Source organism: Erysipelothrix sp. strain 2 (EsS2-6-Brazil), assembly GCF_016617625.1.
Lineage (GTDB): Bacteria > Bacillota_I > Bacilli_A > Erysipelotrichales > Erysipelotrichaceae > Erysipelothrix > Erysipelothrix piscisicarius.
Window position 1 is genome coordinate 45696 of record NZ_SBAR01000009.1, and the last position, 10967, is coordinate 56662.

At 38.7% G+C, this 10967-nt stretch carries 13 protein-coding genes and 7 tRNA genes; 7 read left to right on the forward strand and 13 right to left on the reverse strand.

Annotated features, from left to right (window positions below):
* Window positions 1–4: 4 nt before the first annotated feature.
* The 13 genes from rplV to EPJ89_RS06465 form a co-directional block, all read right to left on the reverse strand.
* Window positions 5–340 carry a 50S ribosomal protein L22 gene (gene rplV / locus EPJ89_RS06405; RefSeq protein WP_003775195.1) on the reverse strand — a complete coding sequence of 112 codons (336 nt, stop codon included), beginning with the start codon at window positions 338–340 and terminating at the stop codon, window positions 5–7.
* A gap of 1 nt (window position 341) precedes the next feature.
* Window positions 342–617 (reverse strand): 30S ribosomal protein S19, encoded by a 276-nt coding sequence (rpsS, locus tag EPJ89_RS06410; RefSeq protein WP_003775192.1) that lies wholly within the window; start codon window positions 615–617, stop codon window positions 342–344.
* A gap of 21 nt (window positions 618–638) precedes the next feature.
* Window positions 639–1475, reverse strand: coding sequence for a 50S ribosomal protein L2 (rplB, locus tag EPJ89_RS06415; protein ID WP_125164265.1), 837 nt, complete (start codon window positions 1473–1475; stop codon window positions 639–641).
* 64 nt (window positions 1476–1539) lie between these two features.
* Window positions 1540–1824 (reverse strand): 50S ribosomal protein L23, encoded by a 285-nt coding sequence (gene rplW, locus EPJ89_RS06420; RefSeq protein WP_003775188.1) that lies wholly within the window; start codon window positions 1822–1824, stop codon window positions 1540–1542.
* Window positions 1824–2453 (reverse strand): 50S ribosomal protein L4, encoded by a 630-nt coding sequence (gene rplD, locus EPJ89_RS06425; RefSeq protein WP_125164263.1) that lies wholly within the window; start codon window positions 2451–2453, stop codon window positions 1824–1826. The genes rplW and rplD overlap by 1 nt, the downstream gene beginning before the upstream one ends.
* Window positions 2446–3138 (reverse strand): 50S ribosomal protein L3, encoded by a 693-nt coding sequence (rplC, locus tag EPJ89_RS06430; protein ID WP_125164262.1) that lies wholly within the window; start codon window positions 3136–3138, stop codon window positions 2446–2448. Before rplC ends, rplD begins: the two co-directional genes overlap by 8 nt.
* A 15-nt stretch (window positions 3139–3153) precedes the next feature.
* Window positions 3154–3465, reverse strand: coding sequence for a 30S ribosomal protein S10 (gene rpsJ, locus EPJ89_RS06435; protein ID WP_003775184.1), 312 nt, complete (start codon window positions 3463–3465; stop codon window positions 3154–3156).
* A gap of 362 nt (window positions 3466–3827) precedes the next feature.
* Complete coding sequence (gene tuf, locus EPJ89_RS06440) at window positions 3828–5012, reverse strand: elongation factor Tu (protein WP_018579501.1); 1185 nt, start codon at window positions 5010–5012, stop codon at window positions 3828–3830.
* 90 nt (window positions 5013–5102) lie between these two features.
* Window positions 5103–7169, reverse strand: a complete 2067-nt coding sequence (gene fusA, locus EPJ89_RS06445; protein ID WP_161637319.1) for an elongation factor G — start codon at window positions 7167–7169, stop codon at window positions 5103–5105.
* Window positions 7170–7199: 30 nt separating this feature from the next.
* Window positions 7200–7670, reverse strand: a complete 471-nt coding sequence (gene rpsG, locus EPJ89_RS06450) for a 30S ribosomal protein S7 (RefSeq protein ID WP_003775176.1) — start codon at window positions 7668–7670, stop codon at window positions 7200–7202.
* Window positions 7671–7700: 30 nt separating this feature from the next.
* Window positions 7701–8120 carry a 30S ribosomal protein S12 gene (gene rpsL / locus EPJ89_RS06455; protein ID WP_003775175.1) on the reverse strand — a complete coding sequence of 140 codons (420 nt, stop codon included), beginning with the start codon at window positions 8118–8120 and terminating at the stop codon, window positions 7701–7703.
* 208 nt (window positions 8121–8328) lie between these two features.
* Window positions 8329–9432: a sporulation integral membrane protein YtvI gene (ytvI, locus tag EPJ89_RS06460; protein WP_125164259.1), complete on the reverse strand. Its 1104-nt coding sequence runs from the start codon at window positions 9430–9432 to the stop codon at window positions 8329–8331.
* 40 nt (window positions 9433–9472) lie between these two features.
* Window positions 9473–10009 carry a thermonuclease family protein gene (locus tag EPJ89_RS06465; RefSeq protein ID WP_200542730.1) on the reverse strand — a complete coding sequence of 179 codons (537 nt, stop codon included), beginning with the start codon at window positions 10007–10009 and terminating at the stop codon, window positions 9473–9475.
* 120 nt (window positions 10010–10129) lie between these two features.
* Here EPJ89_RS06465 and EPJ89_RS06470 point away from each other — a divergent pair.
* From EPJ89_RS06470 to EPJ89_RS06500, 7 genes are all read left to right on the forward strand, one after another.
* A tRNA-Ser gene (locus tag EPJ89_RS06470) sits at window positions 10130–10220 on the forward strand.
* A gap of 25 nt (window positions 10221–10245) precedes the next feature.
* Window positions 10246–10321, forward strand: a tRNA-Asp gene (locus tag EPJ89_RS06475).
* A gap of 7 nt (window positions 10322–10328) precedes the next feature.
* A tRNA-Gly gene (locus EPJ89_RS06480) sits at window positions 10329–10402 on the forward strand.
* Between the two features lie 235 nt (window positions 10403–10637).
* Window positions 10638–10713 (forward strand) — tRNA-Asp (locus EPJ89_RS06485).
* A 3-nt stretch (window positions 10714–10716) separates the two neighbouring features.
* A tRNA-Gly gene (locus EPJ89_RS06490) sits at window positions 10717–10790 on the forward strand.
* 23 nt (window positions 10791–10813) lie between these two features.
* A tRNA-Asp gene (locus EPJ89_RS06495) sits at window positions 10814–10889 on the forward strand.
* Between the two features lie 3 nt (window positions 10890–10892).
* Window positions 10893–10966: transfer RNA gene (locus EPJ89_RS06500), tRNA-Gly, on the forward strand.
* The last annotated feature ends 1 nt before the right edge of the window (window position 10967 follow it).

The window sequence follows — 10967 nt, forward strand, 5'->3', positions numbered from 1 at the left end:
CCCTTTAGGCGCGTTCCGAAACCACAACAGTAATGTGGCTTGTACGCTTCATGATTGGCGCTGCAGAACCTTTAGCACGAGGTCTGAAACGCTTCATTGTTACACCTTCGTCAGCATAGCATGCTGAGATGTAAAGTTTTTCTTCATCTAATTGATGATTGTTTGTTGCATTTGCAATTGCTGAATCTAAAACTTTAGCAATTACTTTTGAAGCAGAATTAGGTGTATATCTTAAGATAGCTGCTGCATGATCAACATCAAGTCCACGAATTTCATCTAGAACAAGACGTGCTTTACGTGGAGTAACACGAACTGTTTTAACTATTGCTTTTACTTCCATATTAACGACCCGCCTTCTTGTCAGCTGCGTGACCTGTATAACGACGTGTTGGTACGAACTCACCTAATTTATGTCCTACCATGTCTTCAGTAACAAACACAGGAACGTGTTCCTTACCATTATGCACCGCAAACGTATGCTCAACGAATTGAGGGAAAATAGTTGAACGGCGTGACCAAGTCTTGATAACTTCTTTTTTGCTTTCAGCATTTAGTTTTTCAACTTTATTCATTAAATGAAGATCACAAAATGGTCCTTTTTTTAAACTACGACTCATATCTTTCTTCCTTCCTTTCGTCTACTTATCATTGCGTCGACGTACAATTAACTTAGTCGATGCTTTCTTATCTCTACGAGTTTTAACACCCATAGCTTTTTTACCCCAAGGTGTCATAGGTGACTTACGTCCGATTGGAGTACGTCCTTCCCCACCACCATGAGGGTGATCAACAGGGTTCATAGCGGAACCACGTACAGTTGGGCGAACACCCATATGACGTTTACGTCCAGCTTTACCAATGTTTACTAATGAATGTTCTGAGTTTCCAACTTCACCGATTGTTGCACGGCATGTTGATAAAATCTTACGAACTTCACCAGATGCTAATTGAACAGTAACATGTTTTTCTTCAATACCAAGAACTTGAGCTGATGTTCCAGCTGAACGCACTAATTGTGCTCCACGTCCTGGTTTTAATTCGATATTGTGTACTAATGTACCTTCAGGCATTTGGCCTAATTCTTTAGCATTACCAACTTTAATATCAGCAGATGCGCCACTAAAGATTACATCTCCAACTTTTAACCCTTTTGGAGCTAAAATGTATCGTTTTTCACCATCAGCATAGTTTAATAAAGCAATATTTGCTGAACGGTTTGGATCATATTCGATTGTAGCAACTTTTGCTGGAATATCATCTTTGTTACGTTTAAAGTCAATAATACGGTATTGACGTTTGTGTCCACCACCGATGTGACGAGTTGTAATACGACCTGTATTACCACGTCCACCAGTTTTACTTAGTGGAGCTACTAATGAACGTTCTGGTTTAACATTTTTAGATAACTGTTCGTTAGCTAAAGTTGTCATTCCGCGACGTCCAGGAGTAGTTGGCTTATAATGTTTAATTGCCATGTAATAATTCCTCCCTACGCAAGTTATCCGGAAATAGCGTAATTCTTCCGATAAGTTTTATTGATTAAAGAACTTCGATTTTTGAACCTTCAGCAAGTTTCACGATTGCTTTGCGAACTGCCTTAGTTTGTCCTTCGTAACGTCCTACACGTTTTTTACGTGGTAAAACATTGATAACGTTGATTTTTTCAACTTTAACATTGAAAATTTCTTCGATAGCTTGACGAATTTCGATTTTGTTTGATCCCTTAGCTACTTCAAAAGTAACTTTGTTATCATTTTGTTGCATCGCTACTGTTTTCTCAGTAATAATTGGACGAACAATAATATCTCTAGGGTTACGTTTCATTATGCAAGCACCTCCCCAGCTTCAATAGCTGCTTTTTCAGTGAATACAATTTGATCGCAATTTACGATATCATAAACGTTTAAACCTTGAACATCTAACATCATTGTGTTTGATAGGTTACGCATTGATAAGTAAGCATTGTCAACATTTTCTTCAGCTGAAACAACAAATAGAGTTTTCTTGTTTAATTTAAGTGCATCCATCACTGTAATGAATTCTTTAGTCTTAACGTTTGCAACTGTTAAGTTTTCAACAACTGACATTTCTGAATCCATAACTTTTTGTGATAATGCTGAACGTAGAGCTAAACGACGAACCTTACGGTTAAGGCTGTATTTGTAGCTTCTTGGAGTAGGTCCGAAAACAACTCCACCACCACGCCATTGAGGAGAACGGATTGACCCTTGACGAGCACGACCTGTTCCTTTTTGACGCCATGGTTTACGTCCACCACCGCGAACCTCTGTACGGTTCTTAGTTTTGTGTGTACCTTGACGAAGTGAAGCTTGTTGCATAACAACGGCTTCAAAGATTGTTTGATTATTTGGTTCAATTCCAAATACTGCTTCGTTTAACTCAAGTTCACGAAGACTCTTGCCTTCAAGGTTTAAAATATCTAACTTAGGCATTTTCGGAATCCTCCTTAACTGCAAAGTCAACTAATTCAACTGGATCTTTAGATTTAACGCGTTTAACTGTTGATTTAACAATTACGAAACCTTTCTTAGGTCCAGGAATGTTTCCTTTAATTAATAGATAGTTACTTTCTGTATCAACTTTGATAACTTCTAATTTTTGGTTTGTTGTAGTGTATCCACCATGTTGTCCTGGTAAAATACGACCTTTTTTAATTACAGCAGGGTTTAATCCACCTGTTGCAAGTGAACCAACTCCACGGTGGTATCCTGAACCGTGAGCTTTAGGTCCTGTTTTTTGGTTCGCACGAACGATTGAACCTTGGAAACCATGTCCACGTGATGTTCCAGTTACGTCAACATATTCCCCTTCGCTGAATAAATCAGCTTTAATTTCTGCGCCAACCTCAAAATTCATCATTTCTGAGCCAGCAATTTCACGAACAAATTTCTTTGGAGCAGTGCTTGCTTTAGCAGCGTGAGCAATCTCAGATTTATTTGCACGTTGTTCCTTCACGTCGAAGGCACCTAATTGAACTGCTTCATAATTGTCTGATTCCATTGTTTTCTTTTGAAGAACAACGTTTGGTAATACTTCGACAACACTAACTGGAATTAATTTACCGTCAGTTGTGAAGACTTGTGTCATTCCTAATTTACGTCCTAGTAATCCTTTCATGATAACTCCTCTCTACTAAAGTTTGATCTCGATATCAACACCGCTTGGTAGATCTAAACGACTTAATGCGTCGATAGTTTCTGCCGTTGGGCCAACAATTTCAATCAATCTCTTGTGAGTTCTTGATTCAAATTGTTCACGAGAATCCTTATTAACGTGTACTGATCGTAAGATTGTTACGATTTGTTTTTCTGTTGGTAATGGAACTGGTCCTACTACCTTTTGTGCGCCGTGATCGTTAGCAGCTTGAACAATTTTTTGTGCTGCACTATCAATAGTACGGTGTTCATAAGCTTTTAGACGAATACGAATAAAATTCTTTGCCATGGAAATTCCTCCTTCTACTGTCTATTTCCAATAGACCTGCTCTGTACAAATTCCCCGGCTTCTCACTGACCATGACAACGCCATTCAGTGTGCCGGCAACCTTGCACTTCTATGCAGTCGCTTTAGTATTATACACTATCTATCTATAAATTCAAGGACTTTTGGACTATTATTTCAAAAAAAATAAATTGGTATAAAAATCCTCCTTTTAAGCGGTTCTATTGATTGTAATTACATTCTGTTTGATCTCGAAAAATCTATTTTTTTCTTATATAAATAGCGACAATAGGTAAGAGTCCACAATTTGACTTGTTTGCATAAAAAAACCTCTACTTAGTAGAGGTTCATTTATTAAAAAGTAATTATTTAACGATTTCTGTAACGTTACCAGCACCAACTGTACGTCCACCCTCACGAATTGAGAATGTTGTACCTTGCTCTACAGCGATTGGAGCGATAAGTTCTACAGTCATTTCTACGTTATCACCAGGCATAACCATGTCAACACCTTCAGGTAATTGAATTGTTCCGGTTACGTCTGTTGTACGGAAGTAGAATTGAGGACGGTAGTTGTTAACAAATGGAGTATGACGTCCACCTTCTTCTTTGCTTAAGATATAAACTTGAGCTTTGAAGATTTTGTGAGGTGTAACTGAACCTGGTTTAGCAAGAACTTGTCCACGTTCGATTTCTTCACGGTTAACACCACGTAGAAGTGCCCCAACGTTATCACCAGCCATAGCTGAATCTAACATTTTGTGGAACATTTCGATACCTGTAACAACAGTTTTTGATGTAGGGTGAATACCAACGATTTCAACTTCTTCGTTAAGTTTTAATTCTCCACGTTCAACACGTCCTGTAGCAACTGTACCACGACCTGAGATTGTGAATACGTCTTCTACTGACATTAAGAATGGTTTGTCTGTATCACGAACTGGTTCTGGAACATTAGCGTCGATAGCATCCATGAGTTCGATAATTTTTTCTTCCCATTGTGCTTCGCCTTCTAATGCTTTAAGAGCTGATCCGCGGATAACTGGACAGTTATCTCCATCGTAATCGTTTTCTGATAGTAATTCACGAACTTCCATTTCAACTAAGTCGATTAACTCTTCGTCATCAACCATGTCGCATTTGTTCAAGAATACTACGAAGTAAGGAACACCTAATTGTTTTGCAAGTAGGATGTGCTCACGAGTTTGAGGCATTGGACCATCTGTAGCTGAAACAACTAAGATAGCACCGTCCATTTGTGCAGCACCTGTGATCATGTTTTTAACGTAGTCAGCGTGACCTGGACAGTCAACGTGTGCGTAGTGACGAGCTTCTGTTTCGTATTCAACGTGTGAAGTTGAGATTGTGATTCCACGTTCTCTTTCTTCAGGCGCTTTATCGATTTGGTCGTAAGCTTGAGCAGCCCCGCCACCTTTTTTAGCTAATACGTTTGTAATAGCAGCTGTTAATGTAGTTTTACCATGGTCAACGTGTCCTAATGTACCAACGTTAACATGGGGTTTGGAACGATCAAATTTTTCTTTTGACATGTGCAATTTTCCTCCTATGTATAAAATATTGCCTATCAACTATATATTAAGATAATCTTCATATAAAATCAATACGTAAATATCAACTGGTTATTTTTTCTTTTTAGCAACTGTTTCTGCAATGCTCTTAGGCACTTCTTCGTAGTGATCGAATTGCATTGATGAGTTACCGCGACCTTGTGTAAATGAACGAAGGTCAGTTGTATATCCAGACATATTTGATAGTGGAACCCAAGCTTTAACGATAACTGCGTTACCGCGTTCTTCTTGATCACGAATTTGTCCACGACGTCCTGAGATATCTCCCATAACTGCTCCTAAGTATTCACTTGGTGCTGTGATTTCAACATTCATGATTGGTTCTAATAGTACTGGATTACATTTTTTAGCAGCTTCCTTGAAAGCCATGCTAGCAGCGATTTTATAAGCCATTTCTGAGGAGTCAACATCATGTGATGATCCGTCGAATAAAGTAGCTTTGATATCAATTGCAGGATATCCAGCAATTAAACCATTTTGAAGTGCAGCTGTAAGCCCTTCTTGTGCTGGTTTGATAAATTCACGAGGAACTGTACCACCAACAACTTTATCAACCCATTCAAAACCTTTACCTGGGTTTGGTTCGAATTTGATCCAAACGTGTCCATATTGTCCACGACCACCAGATTGGCGAACGAATTTACCTTCACAGTCTGCTGCACTACGAATTGTTTCGCGGTAAGCAACTTGTGGAGCACCTACGTTAGCTTCAACCTTAAATTCACGTTTCATACGATCTACAAGAATGTCTAAGTGTAACTCACCCATCCCCGCAATGATTGTTTGTCCTGTTTCATCATCGGTATATGTTTTAAATGTTGGATCTTCTTCAGCTAATTTAGCTAAAGCAAGCCCCATCTTATCTTGGTCACCTTTTGATTTTGGTTCAACGGCAACGTTAATAACTGGTTCTGGGAAGACCATTGATTCAAGAATGATTTCATTCTTTTCATCACAAAGTGTATCCCCTGTTCCTGTAACTTTAAGACCAACAGCAGCAGCGATTTCACCAGCATAAACGTTATCGATTTCTTCACGGTGGTTAGCATGCATTTGCATGATACGACCGAAGCGTTCGCGTTTGCGTTTTACTGAGTTATATACTGGTCCACCTGATGTTGCAACACCTGAGTACACACGGAAGTATGTAAGACGTCCAACAAATGGGTCAGTCATAACTTTGAAAGCTAGAGCTGAGAATGGTGCTTCATCACTTGCTTCACGAACAGCTTCTTCACCACTTGGTAAAGTACCATTCACAGCTGGAATATCAACTGGTGAAGGTAAGTAATCGATAACTGCATCAAGCATCGCGATAACACCTTTATTCTTATAAGCAGCACCACAAAGTACTGGGAAGAATTCACCACTGATTACAGCTTTACGGATAGCAGTCTTGATTTGTTCAACTGTTGGTTCAACACCTTCAAGAATAAGCATCATAAAGTCTTCATCGAAATCAGAGATTTGTTCAAATAATACTTCACGAGCTTCAGCTACTTGAGCTTTAAACTCTTCAGGAATTTCAACAATATCATCTGTTTTTTGTGATACGTCAGCAAACATATGTGCTTCTTGCTCAACGATATCAATGAGACCATCGAAATAGTCTTCAACCCCAATAGGGATTTGGATTGGTGCTGATTTAGCTCCTAAACGATCAACAATAGTTTTTGCTGACATATAGAAATCTGCACCGGTTGCGTCCATCTTATTAATGAACACGATACGAGGTACGTTATATTTTGTTGCTTGACGCCAAACAGTTTCTGTTTGAGGTTCAACACCTGATTTAGCATCAAGTACTGTAACCGCACCATCAAGAACACGTAATGAACGTTCAACCTCAACAGTAAAGTCAACGTGACCAGGAGTATCAATAATGTTTACGCGGTGGCCCTTCCAAGCAGCAGTTGTAGCAGCTGAAGTGATTGTAATACCACGTTCTTGCTCCTGCGCCATCCAGTCCATCGTTGCAGCACCATCATGAGTTTCCCCGATCTTATGTGTACGACCTGTATAATAGAGAATACGTTCTGTTGTAGTTGTTTTACCAGCATCGATGTGAGCCATGATACCGATATTACGCATTTTATCTAATGAAAATTCTCTTGCCATAAGATGTAAGTCTCCTTTTCTACGTTAATCTTACCAACGGTAGTGTGCGAATGCTTTATTGGCTTCAGCCATTTTATGCACATCGTCACGTTTCTTAACTGAAGCACCTACACCATTTGATGCATCGATGATTTCAGCAGCTAAGCGTTCTTCCATTGTTTTTTCTCCACGTGAACGTGAATATTGAACAATCCAACGAAGTCCAAGTGTCAAACGACGTTCTTGAGTTACTTCAATAGGGATTTGGATGTTTGATCCACCAACTCGGCGAGCTTTAAGTTCTAAGACTGGTAATACGTTGTCTAAAGCTTCCTCAAATACTTCCATTGGTTGGCGACCTGTTTTTTCTTCAATAATTGCAAAAGCGTTATAAAGAATTGATTGTGCTAAACCTTTTTTACCATCAATCATGATTCTGTTGATTAAACGTGTTACTAATTTTGAATTGTAAATTGGATCAGCAACTACGTCGCGCTTTGGAACATGTCCTTTTCTAGGCATTTAATTCACTCCTCTCATTTTTGATGTTAATTAATCTTCTTGTCTTGGTTTTTTAGTACCGTATAGTGAACGGCTTTGACGACGGTCAGTTACACCAGCACAGTCCATTGTTCCACGAACGATGTGGTAACGAACCCCAGGTAAGTCTTTAACACGACCACCACGAATAAGAACAACACTATGTTCTTGTAAGTTGTGACCGATTCCTGGAATATAAGCCGTAACTTCCATACCATTACTCAAACGAACACGTGCATATTTACGTAATGCTGAGTTAGGTTTCTTAGGTGTCATTGTACCAACACGTGTACATACTCCACGTTTTTGTGGACTATTTACTTTAGTTGTTTGACGTTTAATCGTATTTAAACTACGACCTAATGCCGGTGATTTCGATTTGTAAACGCGTTTTGTACGACCTTTTTGAATCAATTGGTTAATTGTAGGCATTAATTTTCTCCCTTCTTAGTTTTTTTGTGCACACAGTACCATGTGTGCCACGACTCACATATTAATTAGGTTTCCACGAAAGAAACCCAGTATTAATTCATAAGCCTTTACATTTTATCACACTAATCGTTGTTGTCAACATATTAAACAAAAAAAATATAATAATCAGAGTGCAGTCAATGTGACTGCATCCGATTATTAAATTCTTCTAGTCCTCTATGGCCGTTTGATTCAAATCTTCATCTCTGCGAAAGATGGTTATTTTACCTTCGTCATGAAGCGTTTTAAGAATCGTTGCCGAGATTGGAAGTGCGAATAAACCTACGAAACCAAACATCTTCAACCCTACGTATATAAGGATAAGGGTTGCAAGGGGATGCAATCCAATTTGATCTCCAACAATCTTTGGTTCCAAGATATTTCGAATGACGGTAATAATGATGTAAGTAATCATTAAACCAACACCGAGTGGTGTGTTTCCCATAATGAGTTCAATAATGAACCAAGGAATCATAACTGTCCCAGTACCAAGAACTGGAAGAATATCAATGATTGCTACCATAAAGGCTAATCCTATTGGGTTATGAATTCCAAGAACAAAGAATGCGATTGATAATTCAACAAACGTTAATGACATCAACTTGGCATATGCTCTTAAATATTTTCCTAGAACTGAAATGAGTCCATCTTTAATATCTAAGATTAACGTTCTTTGTTTAAGTGGAATCATTCCCATTACACTATTTACAATCCCTTGATAGTCAAGTGTAAAGAAGAACGATGAAATAATCGCGATAAGGATTGAAATTAATACACTTGGAATCGAGGAAATTAATCGTGTTATAAAGTTTATTGTACCACCCGAAATCCCTTTGAAAATCCCATCGATGCTTTGCACCACAGAGCGACCGATTGATTCAATAATATCAATTACATCAGGGTCGAGATTTACGACCGCACCTTCAACCCAAACAATAATTGATTCGATTGCTGGAGAGAGTGTCGTTTGATAAAAACTTGGAACAGCCTTAGCAAAATTTTGGATGCCTGCAATAACCGCTACCAAGATCCAAAAAATAGCCGCAGCTAATAATATATAGAAAAGAATAACAACTAAAAGTGAAGACCCTTTTTGATTTCCAATTTTTTTCGTTAATTTAGATATTACCGGCTTCAACAAGAATGCAATCACAAAACCAATAATAAAGGGCATCAAGTATTTTGTTGAAAACTTAAGTACTAAAGCAGCAAGACTAAAACTTATTGCAAAATATAAAATATTAATTATAAAATTTTTACGTTTTTCGATCATAATTTCCTCCATCTATAATTTATTTTAAAGATATAGCGATTTAATGTCTACCTTTATCACGCCACAGGCCAATATTTTGCTTTTTCGCTTGATTTTGCAAACGACTCAGTTGATCTACATAAAGATAGTCTCCGTAAATGTATTTCACTTTAGCGTAGCCGCCCGAAACCAGGAGTTCTTGCAAAAGTACATCATCAACACGCACCCACGCTATCACACGTCCATACTTGTCGTATTTATCTGCGTTGGGATCATATTCAAGTTCAATCGTTTTTGCACTTTTTAAATGATTGCATGTGAACGAACTTGCCTCTTCAGCATAAAACTGAGGATTGTACTCATCATTTTGACGTAATTCAGGTGTATCAACAGCAATAAAACGAACTTTCTCTTTTTTCCCACCAATGTTTAGCTGTGCTGTATCCCCGTCAATACACTTACTTAGTGTAACCTGTTCCTTGTTTGAATTTATATTTGGTTTCATAAATTCTGTTAGAATAAATACGATTACTAAAACGGCGAATAGCGTGATTTTAAGTAACATATTTGCAGTCTTTTGTTTATTTTTATTGTTCATAGACTCATTATACCCCAAACAACGGTAAATATTAAAAAAAACAATAAAAGGCTATTGCCTAAGACCTATTGTTGTGATAATATGAATGAGCACTCAAAGAAGAGCGCAAGAAACAAACTTGGAGATGTACTCAAGTGGCTGAAGAGGTGCCCCTGCTAAGGGTATAGGTCGGGTAACTGGCGCGGGAGTTCAAATCTCCCCATCTCCGCCATTATTTGTTTCTTAAATAAAAAAATGGTCCAGTGGTGTAGCGGTTAACATGCCTGCCTGTCACGCAGGAGATCGCGGGTTCGATTCCCGTCTGGACCGCCATTTTTTTGCAGGTGTAGTTCAATGGTAGAACACGACCTTGCCAAGGTTGAGGCGGGGGTTCAATTCCCCTCACCTGCTCCAAAAATATTAAAATAATATAGAACGTAACGTTCTTTTTTTTTCGTATAATAACTTCATGGTACTTTTTAGAAGTGAATTTTCGTATTTTTCCGTCGTGTTGTTGACTGTAAGGTTGCATTCCAGTGTTGTTTTGAAATCAGACAAAAAAAACTAGTTTATGTTGTAAAAAAGGCTTGGAATAAGAATATATCTATGGTAATATATATGAGCGTTAAAGGTTTAACGTTTTGCAAATGGTCCAGTGGTGTAGCGGTTAACATGCCTGCCTGTCACGCAGGAGATCGCGGGTTCGATTCCCGTCTGGACCGCCATTTGCAGGTGTAGTTCAATGGTAGAACACGACCTTGCCAAGGTTGAGGCGGGGGTTCAATTCCCCTCACCTGCTCCAAGAAAAATTTAATGTTTGCAAATGGTCCAGTGGTGTAGCGGTTAACATGCCTGCCTGTCACGCAGGAGATCGCGGGTTCGATTCCCGTCTGGACCGCCATTTGCAGGTGTAGTTCAATGGTAGAACACGACCTTGCCAAGGTTGAGGCGGGGGTTCAATTCCCCTCACCTGCTCCAA

Bases quoted from the DNA above. Each gene is read 5' to 3' on its own strand.
- rpsG (WP_003775176.1), bottom strand. From the start codon at position 7,670: ATGCCTAGAAAAGGACATGTTCCAAAGCGCGACGTAGTTGCTGATCCA.
- rplD (WP_125164263.1), bottom strand. From the start codon at position 2,453: ATGCCTAAGTTAGATATTTTAAACCTTGAAGGCAAGAGTCTTCGTGAA.
- rpsS (WP_003775192.1), bottom strand. From the start codon at position 617: ATGAGTCGTAGTTTAAAAAAAGGACCATTTTGTGATCTTCATTTAATG.
- ytvI (WP_125164259.1), bottom strand. From the start codon at position 9,432: ATGATCGAAAAACGTAAAAATTTTATAATTAATATTTTATATTTTGCA.
- rplB (WP_125164265.1), bottom strand. From the start codon at position 1,475: ATGGCAATTAAACATTATAAGCCAACTACTCCTGGACGTCGCGGAATG.
- rplV (WP_003775195.1), bottom strand. From the start codon at position 340: ATGGAAGTAAAAGCAATAGTTAAAACAGTTCGTGTTACTCCACGTAAA.
- rplW (WP_003775188.1), bottom strand. From the start codon at position 1,824: ATGAAACGTAACCCTAGAGATATTATTGTTCGTCCAATTATTACTGAG.
- rpsL (WP_003775175.1), bottom strand. From the start codon at position 8,120: ATGCCTACAATTAACCAATTGATTCAAAAAGGTCGTACAAAACGCGTT.
- rplC (WP_125164262.1), bottom strand. From the start codon at position 3,138: ATGAAAGGATTACTAGGACGTAAATTAGGAATGACACAAGTCTTCACA.
- fusA (WP_161637319.1), bottom strand. From the start codon at position 7,169: ATGGCAAGAGAATTTTCATTAGATAAAATGCGTAATATCGGTATCATG.
- rpsJ (WP_003775184.1), bottom strand. From the start codon at position 3,465: ATGGCAAAGAATTTTATTCGTATTCGTCTAAAAGCTTATGAACACCGT.
- EPJ89_RS06465 (WP_200542730.1), bottom strand. From the start codon at position 10,009: ATGAACAATAAAAATAAACAAAAGACTGCAAATATGTTACTTAAAATC.
- tuf (WP_018579501.1), bottom strand. From the start codon at position 5,012: ATGTCAAAAGAAAAATTTGATCGTTCCAAACCCCATGTTAACGTTGGT.